At 58.6% G+C, this 26,953-nt stretch carries 21 protein-coding genes and 1 tRNA gene; 11 read left to right on the forward strand and 11 right to left on the reverse strand.

Translation table 11 applies throughout. From position 1 onward, the window contains the following. Positions 1-21: 21 nt before the first annotated feature. From ACR0JF_RS13910 to ACR0JF_RS13940, 7 genes are all read right to left on the reverse strand, one after another. On the reverse strand, positions 22-1,518 hold the full coding sequence (locus tag ACR0JF_RS13910) for a mannitol dehydrogenase family protein (protein ID WP_170661667.1): 1,497 nt from the start codon (positions 1,516-1,518) through the stop codon (positions 22-24). Then, positions 1,518-2,291 (reverse strand): L-iditol 2-dehydrogenase, encoded by a 774-nt coding sequence (locus ACR0JF_RS13915; protein WP_170661665.1) that lies wholly within the window; start codon positions 2,289-2,291, stop codon positions 1,518-1,520. The genes ACR0JF_RS13910 and ACR0JF_RS13915 overlap by 1 nt, the downstream gene beginning before the upstream one ends. Continuing rightward, positions 2,288-3,292, reverse strand: coding sequence for an ABC transporter ATP-binding protein (locus ACR0JF_RS13920; RefSeq protein ID WP_170661663.1), 1,005 nt, complete (start codon positions 3,290-3,292; stop codon positions 2,288-2,290). The genes ACR0JF_RS13915 and ACR0JF_RS13920 overlap by 4 nt, the downstream gene beginning before the upstream one ends. Positions 3,293-3,304: 12 nt before the next feature. Next, complete coding sequence (locus ACR0JF_RS13925; protein WP_170661661.1) at positions 3,305-4,135, reverse strand: carbohydrate ABC transporter permease; 831 nt, start codon at positions 4,133-4,135, stop codon at positions 3,305-3,307. A gap of 12 nt (positions 4,136-4,147) precedes the next feature. Then, on the reverse strand, positions 4,148-5,014 hold the full coding sequence (locus tag ACR0JF_RS13930) for a carbohydrate ABC transporter permease (protein ID WP_170375757.1): 867 nt from the start codon (positions 5,012-5,014) through the stop codon (positions 4,148-4,150). A 107-nt stretch (positions 5,015-5,121) separates the two neighbouring features. After that, the gene (locus ACR0JF_RS13935) at positions 5,122-6,423 is read right to left on the reverse strand and encodes an ABC transporter substrate-binding protein (RefSeq protein WP_170471559.1); all 1,302 of its coding nucleotides are present in this window, start codon (positions 6,421-6,423) and stop codon (positions 5,122-5,124) included. A 94-nt stretch (positions 6,424-6,517) separates the two neighbouring features. Next, on the reverse strand, positions 6,518-7,543 hold the full coding sequence (locus ACR0JF_RS13940; RefSeq protein WP_170661659.1) for a LacI family DNA-binding transcriptional regulator: 1,026 nt from the start codon (positions 7,541-7,543) through the stop codon (positions 6,518-6,520). A gap of 269 nt (positions 7,544-7,812) precedes the next feature. Between ACR0JF_RS13940 and ACR0JF_RS13945 the strand changes: the two genes are divergently transcribed. Beyond that, positions 7,813-8,127 (forward strand): FGGY family carbohydrate kinase, encoded by a 315-nt coding sequence (locus tag ACR0JF_RS13945; RefSeq protein ID WP_170661657.1) that lies wholly within the window; start codon positions 7,813-7,815, stop codon positions 8,125-8,127. 1,178 nt (positions 8,128-9,305) lie between these two features. Here the strand turns inward: ACR0JF_RS13945 and ACR0JF_RS13950 are convergent. Further along, positions 9,306-9,947 (reverse strand): NADPH-dependent F420 reductase, encoded by a 642-nt coding sequence (locus ACR0JF_RS13950; RefSeq protein WP_480669520.1) that lies wholly within the window; start codon positions 9,945-9,947, stop codon positions 9,306-9,308. A gap of 172 nt (positions 9,948-10,119) precedes the next feature. Between ACR0JF_RS13950 and ACR0JF_RS13955 the strand changes: the two genes are divergently transcribed. From ACR0JF_RS13955 to ACR0JF_RS13970, 4 genes are all read left to right on the forward strand, one after another. Continuing rightward, positions 10,120-13,410: an adenylate/guanylate cyclase domain-containing protein gene (locus ACR0JF_RS13955; protein ID WP_170661655.1), complete on the forward strand. Its 3,291-nt coding sequence runs from the start codon at positions 10,120-10,122 to the stop codon at positions 13,408-13,410. A 102-nt stretch (positions 13,411-13,512) separates the two neighbouring features. Next, positions 13,513-13,809: a hypothetical protein gene (locus ACR0JF_RS13960; protein ID WP_419739375.1), complete on the forward strand. Its 297-nt coding sequence runs from the start codon at positions 13,513-13,515 to the stop codon at positions 13,807-13,809. A 20-nt stretch (positions 13,810-13,829) separates the two neighbouring features. Next, complete coding sequence (locus tag ACR0JF_RS13965; RefSeq protein ID WP_170661653.1) at positions 13,830-15,038, forward strand: YcaO-like family protein; 1,209 nt, start codon at positions 13,830-13,832, stop codon at positions 15,036-15,038. Continuing rightward, complete coding sequence (locus ACR0JF_RS13970; protein WP_170661651.1) at positions 15,035-16,147, forward strand: TfuA-like protein; 1,113 nt, start codon at positions 15,035-15,037, stop codon at positions 16,145-16,147. The genes ACR0JF_RS13965 and ACR0JF_RS13970 overlap by 4 nt, the downstream gene beginning before the upstream one ends. Here ACR0JF_RS13970 and rnr read toward each other — a convergent pair. Together rnr and dapE are read right to left on the reverse strand one after the other, a co-directional pair. Further along, positions 16,144-18,402, reverse strand: a complete 2,259-nt coding sequence (gene rnr, locus ACR0JF_RS13975; protein WP_170661649.1) for a ribonuclease R — start codon at positions 18,400-18,402, stop codon at positions 16,144-16,146. The genes ACR0JF_RS13970 and rnr overlap by 4 nt on opposite strands. 62 nt (positions 18,403-18,464) lie before the next feature. Beyond that, positions 18,465-19,604, reverse strand: a complete 1,140-nt coding sequence (gene dapE / locus ACR0JF_RS13980; RefSeq protein ID WP_170661647.1) for a succinyl-diaminopimelate desuccinylase — start codon at positions 19,602-19,604, stop codon at positions 18,465-18,467. A 208-nt stretch (positions 19,605-19,812) separates the two neighbouring features. Between dapE and ACR0JF_RS13985 the strand changes: the two genes are divergently transcribed. Next, the gene (locus tag ACR0JF_RS13985) at positions 19,813-20,871 is read left to right on the forward strand and encodes a transporter substrate-binding domain-containing protein (RefSeq protein WP_170661645.1); all 1,059 of its coding nucleotides are present in this window, start codon (positions 19,813-19,815) and stop codon (positions 20,869-20,871) included. Positions 20,872-20,951: 80 nt separating this feature from the next. Here ACR0JF_RS13985 and ACR0JF_RS13990 read toward each other — a convergent pair. Next, positions 20,952-21,036: transfer RNA gene (locus tag ACR0JF_RS13990), tRNA-Leu, on the reverse strand. Between the two features lie 416 nt (positions 21,037-21,452). On the opposite strand from ACR0JF_RS13990, the gene ACR0JF_RS13995 reads away from it, so the two are divergent. Genes ACR0JF_RS13995 through ACR0JF_RS14015 form a run of 5 tightly spaced genes read left to right on the forward strand, consistent with a single transcriptional unit; the run spans position 21,453 to position 26,928 of the window. Then, positions 21,453-21,875, forward strand: coding sequence for a hypothetical protein (locus tag ACR0JF_RS13995; RefSeq protein WP_170661643.1), 423 nt, complete (start codon positions 21,453-21,455; stop codon positions 21,873-21,875). Positions 21,876-21,877: 2 nt separating this feature from the next. After that, positions 21,878-23,890, forward strand: a complete 2,013-nt coding sequence (locus tag ACR0JF_RS14000; RefSeq protein WP_170661642.1) for a dynamin family protein — start codon at positions 21,878-21,880, stop codon at positions 23,888-23,890. An 8-nt stretch (positions 23,891-23,898) separates the two neighbouring features. After that, positions 23,899-25,635: a dynamin family protein gene (locus ACR0JF_RS14005; RefSeq protein ID WP_170661639.1), complete on the forward strand. Its 1,737-nt coding sequence runs from the start codon at positions 23,899-23,901 to the stop codon at positions 25,633-25,635. Between the two features lie 37 nt (positions 25,636-25,672). Continuing rightward, positions 25,673-26,074, forward strand: a complete 402-nt coding sequence (locus ACR0JF_RS14010; protein ID WP_170661637.1) for a hypothetical protein — start codon at positions 25,673-25,675, stop codon at positions 26,072-26,074. A gap of 23 nt (positions 26,075-26,097) precedes the next feature. Further along, on the forward strand, positions 26,098-26,928 hold the full coding sequence (locus ACR0JF_RS14015; protein ID WP_170661635.1) for a hypothetical protein: 831 nt from the start codon (positions 26,098-26,100) through the stop codon (positions 26,926-26,928). Positions 26,929-26,953 lie beyond the last annotated feature (25 nt).

The following is a 26,953-nucleotide window of genomic DNA, read 5'->3' on the forward strand; positions in this document are numbered from 1 at the left end:
GCGCGATTAGTGTCGCTTTGCCTATGAGGTGACATACTCGGATGCCGCTGCCCGGCAACCATCTTGCCAGATTGTGGTCAGCCAGGCGTTGAAAGCTTCGACAAATTGCGCGTTGCCAGCTAGCTCCCCATAATATTGGCGTTGCTCGATCCACATTTTCGGGTCGGCCTTGGAGGCCCGAGCGGTGTTTTGCAAATGCTCCCATTGGGGGTCGTTTGGCGCAATTTCCGAAACGTCTTCGCGAACGCCTGCGCACATCCGGCACCAGAACGCTTCGGCCAATGCCAAACCAGTCAGAGATCGGCCTGAGGCAATGGCATCGCGTAACGAGGGCAGCAAGAACCCGGGATGTCGTGAAGACCCATCAAATGCCACGCGACGTGTCGTGTCGCGGATGGTGCTGTTTGCAAATCGCTTTTCAACCAATCCAAGATATTCAGTTGCCGAGGTGCCTGGAACGGCTTCGACATAGGGCAAAATCTCTTCTGTCTGAACCTTCTTGAAAAACGCTACGATGTCCGGATCCTGCATGCAGTCCGAAATTGTCGGTACCTTCAGAATTTCCCCAATATTGGCAAGCAGCTGATGACCTCCGTTCAGGATGCGCAATTTCATCATTTCATATCCGTGAACATCGTGGGTCATCGTTACCCCAGCTTGTTCAAGGGGCGGCCGCCCGGCACAGAAATCATCTTCGACGACCCATTGCCGAAAATTCTCATGCGAGACCGGAGCGCGATCGTCAATTCCAAGCGCCCGACATTGCGAAACAACCTGCTCAGTCGTCGCGGGCACGATGCAATCCACCATCGAGTTCGGGAATGCGCCCTTTTGGGCGATCCAGTCGGCCAGGTCCGTGTCGACCAGACGCGCCAAACCAACAATGCAGGTTTTTAGTATTGCGCCGTTGCCCTGAAGATTGTCGCAGCTAAGCGCGGTAAACGGTTCCAAACCATTCTCACGCCTTTGCCTGTATGCCGCGACCATCGCACCGAATACTGTGCGTGGCTGGAGCGGGTTCTTCGCGTCGTACCTTATGTCTTCATGATCCAAGTTGAACACGCCGGTGTTGGCATCCAGAAAATAGCCGCCCTCGGTTACAGTCAGGGAAACAATTCGGATAGACGGATCCGCCATCCGGCGGATGAGTGCTGCGTTACCTGCTTCAATCGGCAGATAGTCGATCATCGGGCCTATGACCTCTGCGGATATTCCTTGTGGATCCAACTCAATCAACGTGGTCAGGCAGTCCTGCGCCAGCAGCCTCTCGCGCATCTCGGCGTCATAGCTGCGCACTCCGGCTCCGATAATGCCCCAATCGTAGGCTTGGCCCTGCTGCAAGAGCTGATGAATGTACCACGCTTGGTGGGCGCGGTGGAAATTTCCAAGACCGATATGAACAATGCCCGGCGTCAGCTCTGAACGCCGATAATTAGGGGTGCTGACAGTCGCTGGGAGATCTGCAAGCCTGTCTTGCTGCAGCTGGATCAGAGGGTTTGAGTGTGCCACTGGGTTCATCAACTCATCCAATTCCCACCATCGACATTGTAGGTTTGTGCAACGATGTATTTTGCCTCGTCCGAGGCGAGAAACACCGCCATCCCCGTCAGGTCTTCGGCCCGGCCCATGCGGCCATAGGGAACGGCAGCGGCCACTTCGCGTTTCTTCTGTCCCGGCGGTTTACCTTCGTGTTTGGCAAAGAATGCATCGACGCCGTCCCAATGTTCGCCATCCACTACGCCCGGAGCTATCGCGTTCACGTTGATCCCGTGCGAGATCAGGTTCAGGCCCGCAGATTGGGTTAGAGAGATGATCGCGGCCTTGCTGGCGCAATACACGGCGACCAGAGGCTCACCGCGCCGCCCGGCTTGCGAGGCCATATTGATGATCCGGCCTTTGGTGCCATGCGCAATCATATGGTGCGCGACGGCCTGCATGGTGAACAAGGCACCGGCGACGTTGATTTCAAAGACGCGCTCGTATTCTGCGCGTTCAATCTCGACAATCGGGGCGGCGGTGAAGATCGCCGCGTTGTTGATCAGGATGTCGATCGGGCCGAAATGCGATGCCGTGTGGGCAATGGCGTCGTCGATACTCTGCTGGTTTGTCACGTCCATTTCGACGGCCATGGCGGACGCGCCGATCTCGGCTGCGGCCTGTTGGGCGCGTTCGATGTCGATATCTGCGATGGCAACACGTGCGCCTTCCGCGACATAGGATTTGGCAAAGGCCAGCCCGATGCCGCGCGCGGCCCCGGTGATCAGAGCGATTTTGCCATTCAGACGAGTCATTCGATCCGCAGTCCTTTTTCGTCGAAGCGGTGGATGACGTCGGCCCGTGGCGTCAGGTGAATACGATCCCCGTGGCGGAACCCAACCTCGCCATCGGCGCGAACCGTGATCGTCTCGGCCAGTCCGGTGTCGTGGACGTGGAAGAATGTGTCCGAACCCAAATGCTCTGAGACGCTGACAACCCCGGACCATTCGCCTTCAGTTTCCGAAACAGCGATGTGTTCCGGGCGGATGCCGATGGTTTTAGCACCATGTTTTGCGGCCTCTTCGCCCTCGATGAAGTTCATCTTGGGGGAACCGATAAAGCCTGCGACAAACAGGTTGCGCGGTGTGCGATACAGCTCCAACGGGCTGCCGACCTGTTCGATCACTCCGGCCTGGAGGACGACAATCTTGTCAGCCATGGTCATGGCTTCAACCTGATCGTGGGTCACGTAGATCATGGTGGTCGCCAGGCGTTCGTGCAGCTCGCTGATCTCCAACCGCATACCAACGCGCAGTGCCGCGTCAAGGTTCGACAGAGGTTCGTCGAACAGAAACGCCGCCGGTTCGCGCACGATAGCGCGCCCAATGGCGACGCGTTGACGCTGCCCGCCGGACAGCTGTCCGGGGCGGCGGTCGAGATAGTCGGTCAGGTTCAGGACGTTGGCGGCACCTTCGACGCGTTTGTCGATCTCGGCCTGATCCAGCTTCGCCATCCGCAAGGGAAAGGCGATGTTCTTGCGCACGGTCATATGGGGGTAGAGCGCATAAGACTGGAAAACCATCGCCAGCCCTCGTTTCGCGGGCGGGACATCGGTGGCATCCGCGCCGTCAATGTCGATAGAGCCCGAGGTGATATCCTCCAACCCAGCGATCAGACGCAGCAGGGTGGATTTTCCGCAGCCCGAGGGGCCGACGAAAACGGTGAACTCGCCATCTTCGATGGTCAGGTCCAGCGGTGGAATGACCTGTACGTCGCCGAAGCTTTTGGTCACGGACTTGAGTTGAATACGTCCCATGTGTCGTGTTCCTTATTTCACAGCGCCGAAGGTCAGGCCGCGGACAAGTTGTTTCTGGCTGAACCAGCCAAGGATCAGGATTGGCGCAATCGCCATCGTCGAGGCCGCGCTGAGCTTGGCAAAGAACAAGCCTTCGGGGCTGGAATAGCTGGCGATGAAGGCCGTTAGAGGTGCCGCGTCGACTGCGGTCAGGTTGAGGGTCCAGAATGCCTCGTTCCACGCCAGGATGAAGTTCAGCAGCACGGTCGAAGCGATGCCGGGGATGGCCATCGGTGTCAGGACGTAGAGGATTTCTTCTTTCAACGTCGCCCCGTCCATTCGCGCAGCTTCCAGGATCTCACCGGGAATTTCGCGGAAATAGGTGTAGAGCATCCAGACAATGATCGGCAGGTTGATGAGCATCAGCACGACGACCAGCCCTCCGCGCGTGTCCAGCAGGCCCAGTCGGATGAACAACAGGTAGATCGGGTAGAGAACGCCGACCGCAGGCAACATCTTGGTGGACAGCATCCACAGCAGGATGTCCTTGGTGCGCTTGGACGGAACAAATGCCATTGCCCATGCGGCAGGGACGGCGATGATAACGCCGAGAATAGTCGAACCCCCGGCTATGATGACCGAATTCCATAGGAACCGCATATAGTCGGACCGTTCCTGCACGATTGCATAGTTCTCCAGCGTCCAGTTGAAGTTCAGGAATAGCGGTGGGCTGGCGATCGCCTGTGCCTCAGTCTTGAAGCTGGTCAGGATGGTCCAGAGGATCGGGAAAAAGATCAGCAAACCAACGGCCCAGGCGAGGGCGGTATTCAGCGACTTACGGCGAGTTGTGACGGTGCGGGCCATGGTCTTACCTCCTCACGCGTCCAGGTTCTTGCCGACGATGCGCATCAGGAAGATCGCAACGATGTTGGCTAAGATGATTGCGTAGACACCTCCGGCGGATCCGAGGCCAACATTCTGGCTCTCCAGCACACGCTGGAAGATCAGGTAGGTGAGTGTACGGGTGCCGAATGCGCCGCCGGTGGTCACGAAAATCTCGGCGAAGATCGACAAAAGGAAGATTGTCTGGATCAGGATCACGATGGTGATCGCGCGGCTCAGATGCGGCAGGATGATGTGGTAGAACCGCTTAAGGACCGGTGCGCCATCCATCTCGGCCGCTTCAAGCTGCTCGCTGTCCAGCGACTGGATTGCGGTCAGCAGGATGAGGGTAGCAAAAGGCAGCCACTGCCAAGAAACGATCATGATGATCGAGGTCATCGACGCCTCGGACAGCCATGAGATCGGCTCGGCCCCGAAAAAGCGCCACAGATGTGCCAACAGGCCGTTTACCGGATCCATGAACATGTTCTTCCAGACCAATGCAGACACGGTTGGCATGACAAAGAAGGGCGCGATCACGAGGATGCGGACAACCCCTTGGCCCCACATCGGTTGATCCAGAAGCATCGCCAAAAGGATGCCCAGGATAACGGTTATGACCAGAACTCCTCCGACGATCACAAGCGTTGCCTGAACCGCTGGCCAGAAGGAGCTGGACGATACGAACCGGACGTAGTTGTCGAAGCCGACCCAGCCCAGATCACCGCCACGCAGAGGCAGATATTTCTTGAAGGAAAAATACAGCGTCATCGTCAGGGGCACGAGCATCCAGCCAAGCAGCAGGACCACTGCGGGTGCCATCATCAGGCGCGCGACGGATCGGGAGTGTTGAGTAGCCATTACGCAAACCCTCTCTGTTCAGGCGTAACTTAGCCTGCGAGAAAAATATGGGTTGTGGAAGGGGTGAGCGGGGGGCAGCTCTCTGCCCGCCCGCATGGGAGGATGCCTCAGTACCCTGCGGCTTCCATTTCTTCGGCGGTGAAGGCCTGCGCTTTGGCAAGTGCTTCCTCAACCGTTTGCTGTCCGGCATAGACTGCCGAGAACTCTTGGCTGACCTGTGTCGCGATACCCGCGAACTCTGGGATCGCAGCGAACTGGATACCAACATATGGGACAGGTTTGACCGTTGGGTTGTTTGGATCAGCGGACAGGATCGAGTCCAGCGTCATCTTGGCAAACGGAACCTTCTGGTATTCCGGGTTCTCATACAAAGAGGAGCGCGCGCCCGGCGGTACGTTTGCCCAACCTTCGTTTTCAGCAACTAGCTCAATATAGTCTTTAGACGTTGCCCATTCGATGAACTGCTTGGCTGCGTCTTCTTGCTGTGTACCGGCCGGAATGGCCAGTGCCCAAGCCCAAAGCCAATTGGAGCGTTTGCCCAATCCGGTGTCGGGTGCCAGCGCAAAACCAACGCTGTCCGCGACGGTCGAGTCGTCCGGGTTGGTCACGAATGACGCCGCAACAGTGGCGTCGATCCACATGCCGCATTTGCCTTGCTGGAACAATGACAGGTTCTCATTAAACCCGTTGGTAGCATAGCCTGCCGGACCGGATTCCGTCATCATTTCAACGTAGAAGTTCAGCGTGTCAGACCATTCGGGCTGATCGAACTGGGGCTTCCAATCTTCGTCGAACCAGCGCGCGCCGAAGGAGTTGGACATCGCTGTGATGAACGCGCCGCCTTCACCCCAACCGGCTTTGCCGCGCAGGCAGATTCCGTTGATGTCGGCGTCTCTGTCGGTCATCGCCGCCGCTGCCTCTTTGATGAATTGCCAGCTTGGCGCCTCAGGCATTTCCATGCCCGCCTTTTCCATCAGGTCAGTACGGTACATGATCATCGAGCTTTCGCCGTAAAACGGTGCTGCATACAGCGTTCCGTCATGGCTCAGACCGCCCGACATCGCGGGCAAAATGTCGCCGACGTCGTACTCTTCGGACAGACCGTCCAGAGGCACCAGCCAGCCATTTGCGCCCCAAATTGGGGTCTCGTACATACCAATGGTCATGATGTCGAACTGACCACCTTTTGTGGTGATGTCAGTGGTCACGCGCTGGCGCAGTACGTTTTCTTCCAGCGTCACCCACTCGACGTCGATACCCGTCGCTTCGGTGAATTTGTCGGTATAGCCCTGCATCCGGATCATGTCGCCGTTGTTTACTGTGGCGATCGTGATGGATTGTGCGTGGGCCGCGGCCGTCGCGACGAACGTCAAAGCTGTCGCCGCACGAAGTGCGTGTTTCAAGTACATCCCTGTCCTCCCTGAGCTTGGATGCTGTGCAGAAAGACTAGTTCAAGATTTGTCGCGGCGTCAATAAAAACTTTACGCGCGTTAATTTTTGGCGCTATGCGGATTCCCTGAGAACTAATCGTGCCGGGAAGAGGGTTTCCGTCCGCTTCTCAAATTTCCCTCCGTTTTCAATGAGTTCGAAAAGCGTTTCGACACTTCGGGCCGCCACATTGTCATAGTCATGCGCCGCGGTTGTCAGTGAGGGGCAAGTGAACTTTGCAAAGGGATGATCGTCGTTCGAGGCCACCCGCAGCGTACAATCGGCTTTCCGCCCGACGCGAATCCCTTGCTCAAAACACGCCGCCAGGAAGCCGATCGCCAATCGGTCATTGCTGCACAAAACCGAATCTGTGCGTAACTTGCGTTCATCCAAAACCTTGAGCGCACCCTGTCGACCAATCTCCTCAAAAGCCCAGCCAGTGCCTTCGATTTTGATCACATGCGGTTCAAAACCCAAACGCTCCATCACCTCGACATAGGCCTTGCGCCGCTTGTTGGCGTTGGGGTTTGCAGGTGTCCGCATTTCGAAGAACGAGGGCGGCTCGCCCGTGCGGGTCATGTATTCCACGGTCTGAGACACAAAGCTGAAATTGTCGGACCCGATAAACGCCGCACCCAAACCGTCGAGGTTACTGTCGAACAGAACCGTCGGCACACTGGCGCAGAATTTCTCGATCACTGACTTGTCTGAGATGCGTCCCAAAGGCGCCAACAACACGCCTGCAGGTTTCAGGGATTGCAAGCCGTCCAGGATTTCGTTTTCCAGCTTTTGTTCGCCGTGAGCGCTGAAAAGGAACGGACGATACCCGGCCGCGATACAGCTTTGTTCAAGATAACGAGCGATTTCAGCAAAGAACGGATCAGCCAGATAGGGCACGACAATGCCGATATTCTTGGTCAGTTTACGGTTTTGGTTCACGGCATAGATGTTCGGGCGGTAGTCAAACCGCTCCAGCGCTTCTTCGATACGCGCCCTTGTCGTTGGGCGAACGCTATCGGGATCGTGGAAGTATTTGGACACCGTGGGCCGCGAGATTCCGCTGAGCGCCGCGAACTCTTCCATATTCTTGATTTTGGTCATGCCAGTCTGCCTGCGGATCATAGCCGCCTTGATCTTATCTTACTTTTACATATTCTTTGCGCGCGCTAAAAAGATCAATAGCCAGTCAAGTTCCGTGTATTTCTGCAGGCACCGAGTTTGAATGTATCTCGGGATTGATACCAGGACATCGGAGGTCAAGCTTGTTTGATCGGATTTTCGCGACGACCTCAATGGGAATTTCAACGTCTTCGCAACACCCCGGCTGGTAGGAGCAGCACCCAATTCTTTGGAGGCGGGCGGCGCTCGGCGTGTTGAAGCAGTTTTCAGGACAAATCGCGCTGTCACAGGTGCGGGTCATCGGATTGTCCGGTCAAATGCATGGGGCCGTTTTGTTGAGCGACTATCTAACACCGATACGCCCGGCAATCATGTGGAATGACAGCAGGGCGGCGCGTGAATGCGAAGAGCTTGGTGCGACCGAACCCCGGATTGGTCATATTTCCGGGGTCCCTCCTTTGCCGGGTTTCACTGCGCCCAAGAATGCATGTTTGGAACGACATGAACCGGCCAACCATGACCGAATTGTTCATATTCTCTTGCCGAAGGACTACATCGGTTTGTAACTGCATGGCGAATTGGCTATCGATACGTCGGACGCTGCAAGGGCACTGTTGCGGTATCAGGCCTCGCGTGTTTGACGCCCCGGAATTGCTGAAGCTATTGATACGAGGCCGGATTGGCTGCCGCAGAATTTCAGGGACCACGAGGTGGTTTGGACAGTGACGGCGCAAGCCGCGGAAGAAACCGGGGCGGTATCTCTGGGCGCGACAGAAACGGGACGGGGCTTCATCTGCTTGGGGACGTCCGGGCAATTGTTCGTGTCGGACTGTAGGTACAAGCCTAGTCCCGAACGATATGTGCATGCTTTTGCGCGCACACTGCCGGATCGCTGGTACTAAACGGCGCGATACTGAACGGTGCAAGGTCTATCTCATGGATTGGCGGTCAATTTGGACTGTCTGCTGCCGAAGTTGTTGCGCTTGCCGAAACGGTTACATGGGATCGGGCGCCGATTTTTCTACCACATCTCACTGGCGAGCGCAGTCCGCTGCGCGATCCGAATATCCGGGTCTGTTTGTTTGGTCTGGAGGACCCTACGACACATGCGCTGGCTTTCAGCCATTGCAGAAAAACGCGTTTCAAACGCATAGATCTGTCTGCAGGATTTAGTACCCAGGGCTCTTTCACCTCCGTCGCTGTGCCTAGCAATCCTTTCAAGATGAAATTGGCAAATAGTTGTAGAGCCACATGAAAGTCCGCCTTGTTCGAATAGCAGACGACAGTCCAGAAGGCTCTGCTGGATCTTCCTGGGACAGAACGGCTTGCAGTCCAGCCCAGTATTGAGCGATGGGCTGTCCTGATATCTCCCAGAAAATCTCGAATCGCGGGGCGTGGCTGACAAGCTGGTCAGCGGTTTCAAGCGCAGGACACCAAAGCAGTACGCGGCTGAGGAGGAGATCAGGGCTATTTCGACCGGCCTTGGTCGATAGATGAGCACTACCGTCCTGTGCTACAGAAAAGGTATTCCCAAAAGTCTGTTATTCATGTGATCGAAAGAGTTTCACGAAGCTGGGATGAGCCTTATGTCGGGTGACAAAGTCCACAGGCGGTCACGTCGGAAGGTGAGTACTGCGATCCGAAGCTCTGGCCCAGACACGCGTCGGTGGCCGCTTGTTGGAACAAGCCTCTGAAACAGGCAGGGCGTCCGAGCCTGCCTGCTACTCCGGGTATTCAAGCGGTATTATGCGTCTGAGCGCAGGATGACGGGCGTGATCCGCGTGCCTTCGCCCTGAACATAGGCCATCTGAATGATCAACTCGGCCAGAGGTTCCAGATACCGCGCACTCAGCATCGCCCCGCTATCGACCGGGTCATAATTGATGGCACGCACCAACTCGGCCACCGTTTCTTTTGCCCCAGCATCGTCCCCGGCAAGGAACACCTGAGGGAGGATGCCGCCATAGGTCGGATCCGAGTCAACGACATCCGCGAAGATCGCGTTGAAGGCCTTTACGACCGGAACGCCCGGCAGCTTCGACTGGCAAAACTCACCTGCGGATGTGGTATGCCCCAGGGTCAGAGCCATGTAGTCATCGGTCAGAGGGTTGGTGCAGTCGACCACCACCTTGCCTTCCAGTGATCCCAGAGCCTCCAATGTATCATCCAACGCCGTGAACGGTACGGCGATGAACACAACCTCGGCGTGTTGCACCAGATCGGCTGCAAGGCCGCCTTTAATACCATGTCGGTCCGCGGCCTCCGCGCCCCGTCCGGCATCTCGCGAGCCTATATGAACCACATGATCCGTTGCAGAAAACCGGCGCGCAAGCGCGTTGGCGACATTTCCGGTTCCGACGATAAGCAAATTTCTTGAGTTGGGCACGACGACGTTCTTCCCCTTGATAATGTTGCGATTCCGAGGATAGTGGAATCGGTATCATGATGATAATTGTTTTTTGTGCTCTCTTTCAGATTGCAGCGCTTCAGGCGGGCGGTTGGTGTGTTTCAGTCGTGTCGCAAGTGCCCGTTGGTAGGGTGAATGGTGAAACAACACGATGGCAATTGATCTCGACGATTGGCTGCGCGCGCTTGGAATGGAGCGCTACATCTCGGCGTTTCATGACCATGATGTGGACGGCAGCCTGTTGCCAACGATCACTGCGGAAGATCTCAGGGATATGGGGATCGCATCGGTTGGCCATCGCCGTCAGTTGTTAAATGCGATTGCCTTGCTTCGCAGCGGGCAGGCATCGGACCTGGCAAACGGCCCTTTTGCGGAAAAGGCGGATCGCAGCCACTCGGTCGCGCCGCAACAGCGACGGCAGCTGTCAGTGGTGTTTACGGATCTTGTCGGCTCGACCCAACTGTCCGAACAATTAGATGCCGAAGAGCTTTCGACCCTGTTGACCAGCTACAAAAGTGCCGTGACCGAGATTGTCGAGGAATATGGCGGCTTTGTCGCGCAGTATTTGGGCGATGGCGTTCTGGCTTATTTTGGCTGGCCGCAGGCCTATGATCATGACGCCGAACGGGCGATCCGATCGGGGCTGAGCATCGCCGACTCGATGCATTTTCTGGGCCGCCCGCATGGGGTTAAGCTGAATTGCCGCATTGGCATCGCAACGGGCAATGTCGTTGTCGGAGACCTGATCCGCAACTCGTATATCGAAGAGGATCAGGCCGTCGGGCGCGCGCCCAACCTGGCTGCCCGTATCCAGTTGATGGCAAAACCGGGCACCTTGGCGATCTCGGATGAAACCAAGAAGATTGTCGAAGGCAAATTCGATCTGACCGATCTGGGAAATCACAAATTGAAAGGCTTCCGCGGCGAGGTACGTATCTGGCGCGTCGAAGGCGCAACGGACGGCCCCACCCCCGATTTCAAGCGTCGGTCAAAAGAAAAGCTGCCGATCATCAATCGCAAGGTTGAACTGGCCCAGTTGGATGGCGCGTGGGAGCAGGTCGAGCAGGGCGTACCGCGGTCGACGCTCATTTCTGGTGAGCCGGGGATCGGTAAGTCTCGACTGGTGGAAGAGTTCGTATCGCATGTGTTCGAGGTCGAGGGCGACGTTCTGCGCTTTCAATGCTCGCCCTTTCACACCAATGACGCCCTGTATCCGGTACTGAACCAAATCTGGTCTATGGTTTTGGGCGGGGGGCAGCTTTCGGCCGGGGACACGGCCCAGCGGCTGGAACAGATTTTTTCGGCTACAAACCTGGATCCGGGCAAGACAGCCTCATTGGCGGACGCCTTGATGCAGTTTCGCGAACACGGGCGCGACACCACGCTGCCGCTTGATGCGCTGGGACGGAAAGAGATGACGTTTCAGGCGCTGATTGCTCTGTTCGAATGGTATGTGCGCGACAAGAAAGTGCTGGTTGTCTTCGAGGACCTTCACTGGATCGACCCGACCACAAAAGAGCTTTTGGGACGGCTGCTTGAGACGTTCAAAGATGAGCAGGTCATGGTGCTGCTGACCTGCAGGCCCGCGTTTCAAACCGCGTGGGAGGTCAATACGCGCATCGAACTGACCCGGCTGTCCAACGAGGAAATCGGTGAGATTGCGGCGCATGTCTATGATCTGAAACCGGTGCCGATGCCGGTGCTGGAATTGATCGCAGATCGGTCCGACGGGGTGCCGCTCTTTGCCGAAGAGCTTTCCAAGTCGTTCATAGAAACCGGCGTCTTTGACCGAACCGATGGGGGCGGTACCTCGATTGATGAGACGGCGGTACCGACCACGCTGAACGAGTTGTTGGTCGCCCGCCTTGATCGTCACCCCGAATCCCGCCGGATACTGCAGACGGCTGCGGCCATTGGTCGGGATTTTTCCTTCGACGTTCTGTCTGCCGTGATTGATGAATCCGATCATGCGCTGTCGGCTCATTTAAACACGTTGGTATCGGCGCAGATTATTGTTCCCGCCCCGGCTGCGGCTCGCAGATACTCATTCCGCCACGCGCTGATGCGAGATGCCGCGTATGAAACCATGCTGCGATCCGTGCGTGCAATGGTGCATGCGCGAATTGCGGCTGTACTTGGTGCGCGGTTTCGCAAAATCACGCCCGCCCATGTTCTCGGCAGCCATTGGGGTTTGTCTGGCAACCATGCTGAAGCAACACGGTGCTTCCAGCAGGCGGCGGTGCAGGCAAGTTCGCGCTATGCAAATACAGAGGCAACGGCCTATTTCAAATCCGCGTTGAACCATCTGGAACAGGTCACCCTATCGGACGGGTTGCACCCCGGCACCTTACCGGAACGCGCTGACCTGCTGGAACAGCTTGGCACCGTCCTAACCTTGGTACACGACCTGGACGGCGCGGTTGCGGCTTATCGTGAGGCCGTAGGGTTGGTTCCAGACAACCCCCGGAAAACTGCTCGGTTACACCGTCTGACCGGAAACGCCTTGCAACAGGATCGCGCGGGATCACTGGCCGCACTTGCCGCTGCCGAAGCCGCTCTGGATCAAACCGCTTGGCGGGACGACGCCGAGCTGTTGCGGGAGTGGATCGACATCCAACTCAATACGCTCAACGTTCACTACTGGAGCGGGGATGGCGAGGCAATGTCTCAACTGGCGGCCGGACTGGCGCAGGATGTGGGCAGCATGACCGCTGAACAACGCGCCGAGTATTTCGATCAACTGGTACTGCGTGACCTCAGAATGTCGCGTTATGATCCGACCGAGGACACGATAGCAACCGCATCGAACTATGTGTCTGCGGCTGAGGAAACTGGTAATCTCGCCGTTGTTGCCTCGGCCCTGTTTATCCTTGGGTTTGTCAATCTGCACTGCATCCGCTTGCCTCAGGCACAGGAGGCGATGAGCGCGGGTTTGGAGGCCGCGCGCAAATCCGGTCACCGCAAGATCGAGTTGCGCTGCATGACTTATCTGTCCCTCGTCTACCGGCGCATGCACAATCCATCCGAGGCCACGCGCCTGTCTCATGAAAGCATCGCGTTGGCGCGGGAACTCCAAATGCATGAGTATATCGCATTGGCGACCGCCAACCTGTCGTGGGAGGCATGGCAGCGCGGCGCTGACAGCACCGCTTGCAAGCTGGCCCGCGACGCGATGGTTCAGTTTGAGAAGACCTCGATCGCTTATCCGTTTGAATGGTCCGCGCTATTGCCTTTGATCGCATCCGGCCAGACGCAGAAAGACTTGTCCGAGGTGCCAAAGCTATGCGAGCGCCTTCTGGACAGCAGCCAGCAGAACCTGCCCGAGACGCTGCGCAATGTCGTGGCAGATATTGTCACCCTGACTGGCACGGATGACGTGCCCCTGATCAAACAGCGCATCGCCGCGTTGATCGACGCTGCACGCTATTCTGGGTTCCTCTAACACGGCTCATTTGCGCAAGATTGCTCCGGCCCGAGGGAAAGCTTGCGGCACCGGGTTCGATTTGCTGTAGTGAACGTGCCTGTATTGAGTGGAGGAGACATAATGTCCGAAAGCGATATTGAGAACTTTAGACACGACCTGATTATTGCAAGCGATGATGGCACAGTGCTGCATATCCCGCGTGAGGTCTGGGACAACAAAGCCTATCAGGTTGATCCTGAGAAGTACCAGAACGACAAGGGCTGGGCCTTGGTCCGAGAGCTTCTGGAGTGTGGTGTGAACCTTGCCACCATCCCGCCCAAAGACTTCCTGCCGCCTGACAAGTTCGAACCCGAAGGCACCTGCTATCTGGTCAATATCGACGGGCTGAAACAGAGGCACAAATTCACACGCAGCTAGGATCAGCCCCGCTGACAGACATGGGGCAGGAGAGGGACGACCAGCACCGAGCGCCTGCCCACGCGGTTCCGTCCGTACAGGTTCTGGACCGCATCTTGCCCCATATGAAACGCCTTGGCGTCACCCGGCTGGCCGATCTGACTGGCCTGGATTGCATCGGCATTCCCGTCTACGCCGCGCATCGCCCGAATGCGCGGTCTCTGGCCGTGACGCAAGGCAAAGGCGCGACCGTCGAGGATGCAAAGGTTTCGGCCTTGATGGAGGCGGTCGAGCTCAGCTGCGCCGAAACTCCGGTTTTGCCCTTGCGTCTGGCAAGCGCCGATGACTTGGCGAAGACGGAAAAAGTGATTGATCTTGAGCGTCTGCCCCGGATCTCAGATCACCCCATTTCGCGCAGCAAACCGGTGCTTTGGGCCGAGGGAAAGGCACTCTCAGATGATCATTCGGTCTGGGTTCCTTACGAACTGGTCCATATGGATTTCACGCTGCCCCTGCAGCCCGGATTGGGGTGTTTTCTGATGTCGTCGACCGGCCTCGCCTCGGGCAGCAGCGTTGATGAGGCCACCTGTCAGGCGCTGGCCGAAACGCTTGAGCGTGATGCAGTGACCTTGTGGAAGCGCAACCCCAGCATCATGGCGTCCTGCCGGGTCGATCTGCACTCCGTCACAGACCCGATCTGCCAAGCGCTTCTTGACAGGTTCGACGCCGCAGGCGTGGCTTGCGCGATCTGGAACGTGACCTCGGACCTTGGAATTCCCGCATTCTTCGCAACGATCATCGACCGTCAGGATGACACGAGACGTGGCTTGCAGGCGGCTTCGGGGGCAGGGTGCCACCCTGCACGGGGCATCGCCTTGTCTCGTGCCCTGACCGAAGCGGCGCAAAGTCGGTTGACCCTCATCTCGGGCGCGCGGGACGATCGGACGCGCGACTATTTTGAGGCGCGGCGCAATGCGGAGACGCTCCGGTCTCAGCGCGCCGAGATCGTGGAGGCGAACACACCACACAGGTTCGATCAGGTGCCGTTGCATCAGGTCCGCTCTCCTCGTGATAGCCTTGACTGCATGCTGGCCGCGCTTGAACGGGCCGGGCTTGAGGCGCCGGTCGCCATTGATCTTTCGGTGCCCAACCTGCCCGCGACGGTCATACGAGTCATTGCGCCAGGGCTTGAAGGTACATCCTACGCACCCGGATACCGCCCCGGAGCGCGCGCGCGGAAAGTGTCATGAGCCAAGGTGACATCGTCCTCTTTGTCGGCCCTTCCCTGCCGCACCCGTGTGGTGTGGAAGACCGGTTGCCGATCCGACGTCTTGGGCCTGCAGCGCAGGGTGATCTGCTGAAGGCGGCGCTTGCCCGCCCGCGAGCCATCATCCTTCTGGATGGCTATTTCGAGGCCTTGCCCGCCGTCTACCACAAGGAAATCCTGTGGGCGCTGTCCGAAGGCATTCCCGTCTATGGCGCCGCCTCGATAGGGGCCTTGCGCGCGTGTGAGCTTGGCAGTTTTGGCATGATCGGGGTCGGCGAGATCTTTGACGCGTTCGCCCATTTCCGGCTTGAAGCTGATGATGAGGTCGCGCTGATCCATGCGCCCGAACAGGTCGGTTTTGCCAACCTGTCCGAGCCACTGGTGAACATCCGCTGGACGCTGGATGCCGCCGTCGCCGCGCAGGTTGTTGAGCGGCGGTTGGCGGACGCACTTGTCGCAGCCGCCCGTCGCAGGTTCTATCCCGATCGCAGCTTTAACAGCCTACTGGAGGACTGTGCAGCTTTGGACCCGGCCGCCTCAGATCGCCTTGAGCTATGGCTGCCCGAAGGTCGAATTGATCAGAAAAACCGGGATGCTCAGGCTTGTTTGCTGCGCGTGGAGAGCGACTGGCTGAACGACACGCTACCCGACGCGCCAGCGTTCGAGTTTCGGCATACGGATGCGTTCGAAACCCTTCTGACAGGTGTGCTGTCACATAACCCAATTAACGATCCCGAGGCCCTTGCGCGATGCGAGACTGCCTCCGGTGATCGGTTCGACGCGCTGCGCCTTGCCGCAGAGATCGACGCGCTGGCTCTTGCGCTGGACCGGCGCTCCGGGCAACCCGTTCCGGGCGAAGACCTTGTGCGTGCAGTATCAGAGTTTCGACAGCAACACCGCCTGCTTGATCAGCAGGCGCTGCAGCATTGGCTGAGGCGAAACGGCGTGGATATCGACGCCCTATCCCGCAAGTTGGAGGAAAGCGCGCGGATCGCCCGGGCGCGGAAACAGATTGAGCCCCGCCTGAACGACCGCATGCGTGACTTGCTTGTCTTTGCACAGGGGTCGTCACAACCTGCGGACAAAGGCTAGCGCTGACGCCGTTTCCGCTCGACCTTACGCTTGATCTTGTCCTTCTTGCGCTTGGTGCTGACGGCCTTGCGTCTGGTTGCGCGTCCCTTTGGCCCACGTCCTCGGGGCAGGGCCTGATCGTCGATGGAGAGCAACTCCAACTCCAAGCCGCCCGTAACCGGCGTCGCCTCGGTCAGGCGCACGGTGACACGTTGGCCGATCGCTATGATCAGACCGGTATCCGAGCCCATGAGGGTTCCAGCCTCGCGGTCGAAATGGAAGAACTCACGCCCCAGTGAGCGGACAGGCACCAGCCCATCCGCGCCGGTCTCGTCCATTTTCACGAAGGCCCCGAACCGCGCGATGCCGCTAATCCGGCCCGTGAACTCATTGCCCACACGTTCGCTGAGATAGGCCGCCAAATAGCGGTCGGTCGTGTCGCGCTCGGCCATCATCGAACGCCGCTCGGTGTCCGAGATATGCGTCGCGGTTTCGTCAAGCCGGGCGATTTCATCCTCGGTCAGACCGTCATCACCCCAGCCATGGCCCGAGATCAGCGCGCGGTGGACAATAAGGTCAGCGTAGCGCCGAATGGGCGAGGTGAAATGTGCATAGTTCCGTAATGCCAACCCGAAATGACCGAAGTTTTCGGGATTGTAATAGGCCTGCGCCATCGACCGCAGGGTCGTCAGGTTGATCAGTTCCGCATCTTCGGTGCCTGCCGCCGCGTTCAGCAGGGCGTTCAGGTGTCGGGTTTGCAGAACCTGCCCCTTGGCAAGGTTCAGGCCGGCAGCTTGAGCCGTTTCACGCAGGCTTTCCAGCTTTTCAGGCGAGGGTTCCTCGTGAACGCGGAACAGCAAGGGGCGACGTTTCGCAATCAGCGTTTCAGCCGCCGAGACATTGGCGAGTATCATGAACTCTTCGATCAGCTTATGCGCGTCCAAGCGGTCGCGGAAGGCGACGCTGGTGACCTCACCCGTGTCGGACAGAACAATCTTGCGTTCGGGTAGGTCCAGCTCCAGCGGTTGCCGCGCCGCGCGCGCGGTTTTCAGTGCGGCATAGGCGGCGTAGAGCGGTTTCAGAACCGTCTCCAACAGCGGTCCCGTGCGGTCATTGGGGGAGCCGTCGATGGCCTCCTGCACCTCGGCATAGTGCAGCGACGCGGCTGAGCGCATCAGGCCGCGCACAAAGCGGTGGCCGATCTTGTTGCCCTCGGCGTCGATCTGCATCCGCACGGCGATACAGGCGCGCGGGACACCTTCGTGCAGGGAACACAGATCACCGGACAGACGATCCGGCAGCATCGGTACGACGCGATCCGGGAAATAGCTGGAGTTACCGCGTTTGCGTGCTTCGCGATCCAACGCGGTGCCGGGCTGCACATAAGCGGCGACGTCGGCGATGGCGACCCAGATCACATGGCCGCCGGGGTTCTTGGGATCGTCATCGGCATGGGCATAGCAGGCGTCATCATGGTCGCGTGCATCCGAGGGGTCGATGGTCAGCAGCGGCATGTCCCGCAAGTCTTCGCGACCCTTCAGACCAACGGGTTTGGCCTTGTCGGCCTCATCAATCACCTTATCGGGGAAATCGTCCGGAATGCCGTGTTGATGGATCGCGATCAGCGATACAGCCTTGGGTGCGGACGGGTCGCCCAAGCGCTCGACAATGCGCGCGCGAGGCAAGCCCATGCGGGATTTGGGTCCGGCTTGTTCGGCCTCGACCAGCTCACCGTCTTTGGCCCCATGCACCGCACCTTCGGGCACTTGCCATTCGGTCTGGCTGGCCTTGTCGATGGGCACGATCCGCCCGCCCTCGGCCCCTTTGCGGAACAGACCTACGATCTTGCGCGGGTTGGTCCCGATACGGCGGATCAGGCGGGCTTCGTAATTGTGGTCTTCTTCCTGCACCACGGTCAGGCGGGCCAGAATCCGGTCGCCTTCGCCCAAAGCGGGATCGCTGGCGCGGGTGATCAGCAGCACAACCGGCTCAACGCCGTCCCCATGCCACTCCAGAGGCCGCGCGAACAGGTCGCCATCCTCATTCGGCGCCTTCACCTGCAGCACGCTGACCGGAGGCAGACGATCCGGGTCGCGGTAGCTGCGCTTGCGCTTTTCCAGATGCCCTTCGGCCTCAAGCTCTTTGAGGATGCGTTTCAGATCAATCCGATCCGCGCCTTTGATGCCAAAGGCCTTGGCGATATCGCGTTTCGAGGTCAGGGTGGGGTTCGCCGAGATCCAATCCAGGACCTCTTGCTTGGTGGGGATGCGAGTCATGGGTTTGGCCTAGCACGGCGGTGCGACGGCGTCATGACTAAAATCGCAGCCCCCTGAGCCCGTCAGGCGAAGTAGTCTTTTAGGATGCGGGTATAGATCGCCTTGAGTTGTTCGATCTGAGCCACCTCGACGCATTCATCCACCTGATGCATGGTCCGTCCGACCAGCCCGAACTCGACCACCGGGCAGTGGTTCTTGACGAACCGCGCGTCGGACGTGCCGCCTGTGGTCGACAGCTCGGGCGTGATGCCGGTCTCGGCTTTAACGGCGTTAGACACCAGATCGGACAGCGCGCCCGGAGGGGTCAGAAAGCTTTCGCCCGAGATCTTGATCCGGGTCTCGACCTCAACGCCGTAATCCTGCGCCACCTGACCGGCCTCCTGCAGTAACCAATCACTAAGGGCGGCTCCGGAATGCAGGTCGTTAAAGCGGATATTCACCGCCCCGCTGCATTGCGCCGGGATCACGTTGGTCGCGGCATTGTCGGTGTCGATTGTCACAACAGCCAGCGTAGAGGCATCGAAGTGATCGCTGCCCTGATCCAGCTCATGACTGGCGAGCCGATCCATCAGCCGCGCCATCGCCGGTAGAGGGTTATTTGCACGATGGGGATAGGCCGAATGCCCCTGCACCCCGGTCGCTGTAAACCAAGCGGTCATTGAGCCGCGACGACCGATCTTGATCATCTCGCCCATATGGTTGGGACAGGTTGGCTCGCCCACCAGACAGACCGACATCCGCTCATGCGATTGATCCATATAGTCCAGCAGGGCCGTCGTGCCGTCCAGCGCGTCGCCTTCCTCATCTCCGGTAATGGTCAGGATGATGGCCCCATCGGGTGGGGTATCGCGGACGAAATCAATAGCTGCGGCGGCAAAGGCCGCGACCCCGGATTTCATGTCGTTTGTGCCGCGTCCGAACATGACGCCGTCATGCACCTCGGCTCCGAATGGTGGCTTGGTCCATGCGGCCTCATCGCCTACCGGAACAACATCGGTATGGCCATTGAAGCCAAAACTGCGCGGATGCCCTTTGCCCCCCCAACGAGCGAACAGGTTGCTGATGCCGCCACGATCCACCCGCGTGCAGTCAAACCCCGCATCTGACAGCAGATTTTCCAACAAGACCAAAGCTCCCCCTTCAACGGGTGTGACCGATGGGCAACGGATCAAATCCGCTGTCAATTGAACTGCGTCCGTCATTTCGGGCCTCGGGGTTGGGTTATCGTTCAGGTTCCCGCACAGATTCAACGAATTGGCCGGATTGCCAACCCCAATCCGCCAGATTCCCCCGGTAATTCCCACAATGTGTCGAGTTGAGACGCCAATAAAACATGGTGCTTTACCCTGCGGTGACCTTGCTGTTTTGACCTCAATCGCGCTACAGGGCGGCGAAACAGGTAATTTGACCATGAAACGCGCCTATTACGCATTGATCAGCCTGACTTTCGCCGTTCTCGCACAGCAAAGCCTGGCCCAAACCTTGAACGTCACCACGGTGACCCGCCCACCGTTTTCCTATGTCGAGGACGGTGCCGCGGCTGGTTTTTCCATGGATCTGCTAGCAGCGCTCGCCGAGTCGCTGGAGTGGGAGTATTCCGTCACCCGGGTCGAGGCCTTCGGTGACATGCTGGGGGCCGTTCAGGATGGTACAGCGGATCTGGCGATCGCAAATATCTCGATCACCGCGCTGCGTGAGACCCAGATGGATTTCAGCCAGCCGATCTTCGAGGCCGGGTTGCAGATCATGGTGCCCTCGGATTCGGCACGCAAGCCGTCGCTGCTGCAGGCGCTGCTGTCGGCCGAGCTGTTCTTTGCCATCGGCCTGGCCTTTGCAATCCTTCTGGGCGGCGGCATGCTGATGTGGGGGTTCGAACGTCGCGCGCAGCCCTATTTCGATCGGAAATTGAACGAGGCTTGGTTCCCGTCTTTCTGGTGGGCACTGAATCTGGTCGTCAATGGCGGCTTTGAAGAGAGGATGCCCCGCACGCCCTTTGGCCGGATTTTGGGGGTCATACTGGTAGTGTCGTCCCTGTTCATCGTCTCGGTCTTCACCGCCCGGATCACCAGTGTGATGACGGTGGATGCGATCACCGGAAATGTGAACTCGGTCAATGATCTTTACGGCAAAAATGTCGGCACGATCGAGGGATCGACGGCTGCCAGTTTCCTCAACCGGCGCGAGATCGAATACGTCGCCTACCCCGGGCTTGATGAAATGTTGGAGGCTTTCAAGGCCGAAGACTTGAATGCCGTCGTATTCGACGCTCCGGTCCTGTCCTATTTCGCCGCCCATGAAGGTCGCCGGATCGCCACGATGACCGGTGGGATTTTCCTGCGCGAAAACTACGGCATAGCCTTCCCGACGGGATCACCTTTGGTGGAAGACGTCAATCAGGCGCTTCTGGCTTTGCGCGAAGATGGCACCTATGACGAGATTTACCGTAAATGGTTCGGGTCGCGAAACTAAGAGGCTGGCCTCTGGATTCACAGGGACAGCCAACTGAGCGAACCAGCTAAAACAGTACAATTATCGCCTATGGATATCAGTGGTGCGGGTGGAGGGACTTGAACCCCCACGCCTTGCGGCGCCAGAACCTAAATCTGGTGCGTCTACCAATTTCGCCACACCCGCAACCGGACGCTTATGCGTCGGACTGGAGCGCTGGATAGCAAAGCTTTTCCTCCAGCGCGAGGGGTAAAATCCACCCAATGGCAAGTTTTTGCACTTGAACAAAACGCCATTGCGATTCGCTGGTATTTGCCAAGCGCTGCGGTATAGTCCGCCAACGTTGCCAATTTGCAGACTATGCGGTTTGTCGCGAGATAGATGTTTCTGAAGGACAACCCCGTACACGTAGGGGTTGAGGCATTCTTATGAATCGCGCGCCTTAATGGCGCCACATTTGAAACGCCAAAATATCTTATTCGCGTCAAAATAACACCGCCTTGAACGGGCTTCTTGGTCGCGTAGGAGTTAATGAGTCTTTTCTGCCACTTAGGCGCCCTTACGAGTTTTTTTGCTCAACTCCAGTCTCGAGGTTCTTTGCTGTGACCGATCCGAACAACTCCGCTGCCCACGAGCAGGATGCTGTCATCTTTGCACGTGAGAGTTTTCTGGGTGAACTCAAAACCCTGAACCGTGACTACCCCAATACTGGCTTTGGAATTTCACTGCGCACCCATTCGGGTCAGCACTATCTGCTGGCAAACGCGCGGATGCCGCTGCCCGCCAGCAAGTCTGACGGCTTTCCGACCGGGCGTCGTGTTGCCTGCCTTGAAAACGGCGACCGCTTCAGCTCGATCGAAGTTCTGGCAGATTCCGAAGGCTATGAAACCATTACACCACGGGCCGAGGCCGAGATTCTGGGCAACGCCCTGAACCTAATCGCCCGTATCGACACCCTGACCGGGATCTCGGCTCAAGGCGCGGATCACGCGCACCGGATCGCGGCAACAGGAACCGGAGGCTGAACATGGCGCGCAATGACCACCTTTTGTCTGTGGGCAACGAAGCTCTGATGCCGATGACGTCGGCGATGACGTCGTTGACATCGCAGATCGACCAACTGACAGAGGTGGCGGATGCGCGCTCCTCGGCGCGTCTGGCGACGCTCAAGACGCGGATGGAGAACTTCACCGCGAGCGTGACGATGGTGGGGCAGGTCAAGGCTGGCAAGTCCTCGATCGTTAACATTCTGGCAGGCCGTCCTGCGCTGCTGCCTTCTGACGTCAACCCGTGGACCTCGGTGGTCACGACGCTGAACATCAACACGCGCCCGCCGGGTGATACCAAGTCTAAGTTCACTTTCTTCGAGCAGGAAGAATGGGACAACCTGTTGGTGGGCGGCGGTCGTCTGGGTGAGCTGGCCAACCGCGCCGGTGCGGATGACGAAATGGACGATATCCGCCGCCAGATCGGTGAGATGAAAGCCAAATCAGAAGAGCGCCTTGGCAAGCATTTCGACCTGATCCTTGGCCAAAGCCACCAGTACGACTATTTCGACGAAGAGCTGATCCAGCGCTACGTTTGTCTGGGTGATGAGGACGATCCGGATATCGACCCCAAGACCGGGCGGTTCGCCGATGTAACCAAATCGGCCGAGCTTTACATGGACATCCCGCAATACCCGATTGCGCTGAAGCTCTGCGATACGCCCGGTGTGAACGATACCTTCATGGTGCGCGAGCAGATCACGCTGCGCAGCCTGCGCGGGTCCGAGGTTTGTGTTGTCGTGCTGGCCGCAAGCCAGGCGCTGACCACGATGGATATGGCGTTGATGCGGATCATCGCCCAGTTCGAAAACCGTCAGATCGTCCTTTTCGTGAACCGTATCGATGAGCTGGCTGATCCGGTGAACCAGGTGCCCGAGATCCGCGACCGGATTCAGGAAACGCTGAAACAGAACAACATCGACGCCAACACGAGTGTTGTCTTCGGCAGCGCCCTCTGGGCCGAGGCGGCCTTGACCGGCAACCCGGATATTCTGAGCGAGGAATCGCGCGAGACCCTGAACACCTTCTACCTCGCTGCAGGGTTCGGGGATCAGGCGCCGTCACTGGATAAGATCTGGGCGCTTTCGGGGCTGCCCGACCTTCTGTTGGCAATGAACGAACGTATCGCCGAAGGGGCAGGGGCCAGATTGCTGGACCGTGTGCGCCACCGGGCGCGTAACATCGCGAGCCAGATTCGCGCCACAGCGGTTGCAAAGACTCTGTCCGGGGGTGAGGGCGTCGTCCGCGATCTTGACGGCGCGTCGCCCGAGGATGCGATTGCCGCTGTTTCCGCCGAGTATGACAAAAAGGCCGCTGACCTGACCGCCAAGCTACGCGACAAGGTGCTGGAGCGTTTGAACTCGGCCGAAACGAGCTTTGTCAAAAGGGCCACGGACTCTCTGATTTCACATCTGGAACAGAATGGTGAACAGGGTACGTGGCAGTATGACCCTGCAGGTCTGCGGACGCTGCAAAAAGCGGCGTATTTCAGCTTTGCCCGTTCGATGCGCAAGGAAGCCGGCGCGCTTTATTCTGCAGCTGCGGCGGATGTCGAGGCGCTCTACCAGAAACTGCTTGGCAATCATCTGGGTGAGTTCAACATCGAAGCCCCGATCGTACCCCGTGTGCCGCCCCCGCTGGGGATCGGTCGTACTATCGCGCTGGACCTGCAAAGCACATGGTGGCGGCGCTGGTGGCAGCGGCGCAAAGGGTTCGAAGCTTATGCATCCGATTACACCCGTCTGATCGCGTCAGAGGCGAACTCGATCACCAAGGATATCGAAGAAAATCAGGTCGCCGCTGTGCTTGAAAACGTGCGGGCCGTCCTGACCGACTTCCTGCGCGAACAGAAGGAAACCCTGCTGAATATCTCGGCCACGGCCGAGAAGGATGCAGGGCAGAATCCGGCGCTGATGGCGGGTCTGCAATTGCAGAAATCCCGTGACGAGATTCTGGGCAGCATCCTCAAAGATCTAAGCAACGAAGCGGCGTAAGTAGAAAAATGGCAAAAGATATCCAAAACCGTTTCATCACCCCCAAGGCATGGGAGCGTATCGAGCAGTGGTCGCGCCGTAAGCCGGTTTTCGCCCTTATGGGCGAGTTCAGCGCCGGTAAATCAACGCTTATGAATTTTCTGCTGCGCAAGCAGGCCTTGCCGACGCAGGTCACCGCAACCCAACTCCCACCGGTTTGGTTCAGCTATGGCAATCGCTCGGCTTACGTCAAACGCCATGATGGCAGCACCGAAGATATCTCGCTGGATCAGCTTGAGAGCGTCGGTGTCAACGACGCGCAGTTCATTCGGATTTTCCTTGAAGCCGATATTCTTGAGGCGGTGGATCTGATCGACACGCCTGGTATCTCGGACCCCAAAATCTCGACCGATGTTTGGCAGCGCGCTGTTGGACAGGCCAATGGCGTTCTGTGGTGCACCCATGCGACGCAGGCCTGGCGGGAAACTGAACGTGCGACATGGGTCTCTCTGCCCGAACGGTTGCAGAACAATTCGATCCTGCTGATTACGCGCGCGGACGCACTGGGCCAGAAGGACCGGCAAAAAGTCCTGCGTCGGGTCAACCGCGAAGCGGGGCATCTGTTCAACCGCTCGATCCTGTTTTCTGCCCGCGATGCGATTACCGCGCGCGATAAGACCGGCGACCCCGAGATGTGGGCGCGCAGCGGTGGCGGCAAGATGATCGACTGCTTCCTCGGGATCACCGAGCAGATCATGGACACCCGCGCCGGCCATCTGTCGCGGTACCAAATTGACAAGAGCCAGTCTGACGGCCCGCTGGTGCGCCCGACCCGGCCCAAGCGCAAGGATGAGACCGCTGAGGTCGCGCCGCTGCAGCTGGTGGATCCGGTTACTTCGGAAACCCCGGAGGTGGCAGATCAGGACAGTGGCGTGGTCACCAATTTCCCAGTGCGCCCGTCCCGCGTCGAACGACGCTCGGACGAGGTGGAGCGGGAGCGGATCAATGCGGACGAGGCCGAGCGCCTGCGCGCCGAAATGGTCCCGACGCCGGACCCTCAACCCGCAGAGACGGAAGAGGACCAGCTGCGCGCCCAGTTCAGAGAAGACCCCAAAGACCCGCTGGACTTGTCCTCTTTCGCTGATAACGAGGCGGACCTCGACGTGTTCGAATTCTCGGGTGCGGAAGACGAAGACGAAGATGAGAATGTCTTTGCCGAAGAGCATGAAACACCCAGGCCCTCAAATGATGTGGCTGAGGCAGCGCCTGAGGCTGAGGAATCTGAAGACCTTCTGGAATCGCTCAACAAGACCTTGTCCAACACACCCGAGGTTGCGCCGACGGAGGACACAGAAGACCAATCCGACTCGGGCGGGATTGAGGTTTCGGTCTCGTCGATCACGGCATTGATGGCGGAACAGTCGGGCAGCGATGACGATGACTTTGAACCGGAGCCCGAAACCAACGGTCTGGTTGAAGTGCGGTTGATGCCGCAGCCCGAACCGGAAGAGGTTGAGGAAGATTCAAGCGAGGGGCTGCTGGACATCCCCGCAGGCGAGCTTCCCAGCGCAGCCGCAATGTGGCGAGAGCTTGCCGCCGCCGGGGAACTGCCAACCGATGCCGAGGGGCTTCAACGCGCCTTCCTGGCCTTCCTGGCCGAGTTCGACCAGATTGCCCGCGAGCACGCAGAATCTCAGGCCAAAGAGGCGATCAGGTCCATTCCCAAAGCTGGGGAACACAGAGGGGCAGAATGGCATGTTCTGTAGCCGACGCCGACAAGACATAAAGAAGGTCAGAGGTTAAATGTCTATTCAAGTTGCTCTGACCGCGGCGATGGAAACGATACCCGACTGCGTTGCAGCCGGGTATGTCGACATGGAAACGGGGATGTTGCTGGGCACCAGCGTCAAGGACCCTGATGCATCGGACATGCTGGACACGCTGGCTTTGGCCGCGGCAAACCTGTTTCAGGGGCGCGGGGTGGTGGCTTTTGAAGCCATGCTGCGTGAAGCAGGCGGGGATACATCTGAAACACCGGGATTTGGGGAAATCGCGGTGTTTTCCGGCGAAAGGTTGATCATTTTCCAGCGGACCCGGGAATATCCCGAACATGTGGTCTGCTACATCTGCAGCAACAGCGCGAATGTAGGGTTGGCGCTGACAAAATCACATCTCAGCTTAGGGCCGGTTGCGGCCGCAGTCTGAACGGGACCAGAGGGGGTCACGGTATGATGGATACGAACATACTCGACATGCTCGACAATATCGGGCGGTCCTCGGTTGCTCGTTTGTCGCCCGCCGTCACGGTCGAGGGCGAGACCTCGGTTGCGCGCCGAGCGGGTGTTCTGCGCGCAATTCGCGGTACCGTTCTGCCGCGCCGGTTGGAGTTCACCGCGGCCAACGGCGACGTGCTGGCGATCGAGGTTAGCAATGCCCGCGTGACCGATGTGTTCCGCGTCCGGTCGGGTATGGTGCCGGATTTTGAAACCGAACCACGCGAAGGGCTGATCGGCAAACTTGCGCAGCTGGTGTCGGACATCGCCGACGCGCCCGCGCCGCTGGAGTTTGTCTCGCTGAAACCCGATGCCGAGCTTGAGGCCGATGACGTCGGTGTCACGCTTGGCGAAATCGAAACGGCCTGCGCCCGGATCGAACTTCCGGCGGAGCCGATTGTTTCGGTTGTACCGGATGTTGAAGAGCCTGCGCCTCAGACAACGGATGCCATCTCTGCCGCGAGGGGGTTCTTTGACAGTGCCGAGCGTTTCGCGCAGGCGCGTGGCCTGATCGACGGAGGTGATCCTCAGTTCGAAGGAGACGCCGCGTTGCGCCCGGATGCCGGTCTTCTGGCGCGTTTCATGGCGGATCTGACCGGATGGAACGATGATAGCCAGTCCGAGCTGCAGCAACCTCAACTGATTGTCATGCGTCCTTCGGGGGGTAAGGGGGCCGCCGTGGCGGTGGTGCAGGATCAAGGCCAGACCGCTATTGCCGTCCATGACGCGCGCAAGCTGGGTGCCGTTGTGGGCCTGTGGACCAAACTTTCCGGGGGTGACTCATGAGTGCCTCCCGATCCTTCAAATTTTC

Source organism: Ruegeria sp. BG11, from assembly GCF_056538565.1.

Bases quoted from the DNA above. Each gene is read 5' to 3' on its own strand.
- ACR0JF_RS13940 (WP_170661659.1), bottom strand. From the start codon at position 7,543: ATGACCAAAATCAAGAATATGGAAGAGTTCGCGGCGCTCAGCGGAATC.
- ACR0JF_RS13970 (WP_170661651.1), top strand. From the start codon at position 15,035: ATGAGCCAAGGTGACATCGTCCTCTTTGTCGGCCCTTCCCTGCCGCAC.
- ACR0JF_RS13955 (WP_170661655.1), top strand. From the start codon at position 10,120: ATGGCAATTGATCTCGACGATTGGCTGCGCGCGCTTGGAATGGAGCGC.
- ACR0JF_RS13960 (WP_419739375.1), top strand. From the start codon at position 13,513: ATGTCCGAAAGCGATATTGAGAACTTTAGACACGACCTGATTATTGCA.
- ACR0JF_RS13920 (WP_170661663.1), bottom strand. From the start codon at position 3,292: ATGGGACGTATTCAACTCAAGTCCGTGACCAAAAGCTTCGGCGACGTA.
- ACR0JF_RS14010 (WP_170661637.1), top strand. From the start codon at position 25,673: ATGTCTATTCAAGTTGCTCTGACCGCGGCGATGGAAACGATACCCGAC.
- ACR0JF_RS13925 (WP_170661661.1), bottom strand. From the start codon at position 4,135: ATGGCCCGCACCGTCACAACTCGCCGTAAGTCGCTGAATACCGCCCTC.
- ACR0JF_RS13910 (WP_170661667.1), bottom strand. From the start codon at position 1,518: ATGAACCCAGTGGCACACTCAAACCCTCTGATCCAGCTGCAGCAAGAC.
- ACR0JF_RS13915 (WP_170661665.1), bottom strand. From the start codon at position 2,291: ATGACTCGTCTGAATGGCAAAATCGCTCTGATCACCGGGGCCGCGCGC.
- ACR0JF_RS13985 (WP_170661645.1), top strand. From the start codon at position 19,813: ATGAAACGCGCCTATTACGCATTGATCAGCCTGACTTTCGCCGTTCTC.
- dapE (WP_170661647.1), bottom strand. From the start codon at position 19,604: ATGACGGACGCAGTTCAATTGACAGCGGATTTGATCCGTTGCCCATCG.
- ACR0JF_RS14000 (WP_170661642.1), top strand. From the start codon at position 21,878: ATGGCGCGCAATGACCACCTTTTGTCTGTGGGCAACGAAGCTCTGATG.
- rnr (WP_170661649.1), bottom strand. From the start codon at position 18,402: ATGACTCGCATCCCCACCAAGCAAGAGGTCCTGGATTGGATCTCGGCG.
- ACR0JF_RS13935 (WP_170471559.1), bottom strand. From the start codon at position 6,423: ATGTACTTGAAACACGCACTTCGTGCGGCGACAGCTTTGACGTTCGTC.
- ACR0JF_RS13930 (WP_170375757.1), bottom strand. From the start codon at position 5,014: ATGGCTACTCAACACTCCCGATCCGTCGCGCGCCTGATGATGGCACCC.
- ACR0JF_RS13965 (WP_170661653.1), top strand. From the start codon at position 13,830: ATGGGGCAGGAGAGGGACGACCAGCACCGAGCGCCTGCCCACGCGGTT.
- ACR0JF_RS14015 (WP_170661635.1), top strand. From the start codon at position 26,098: ATGATGGATACGAACATACTCGACATGCTCGACAATATCGGGCGGTCC.
- ACR0JF_RS14005 (WP_170661639.1), top strand. From the start codon at position 23,899: ATGGCAAAAGATATCCAAAACCGTTTCATCACCCCCAAGGCATGGGAG.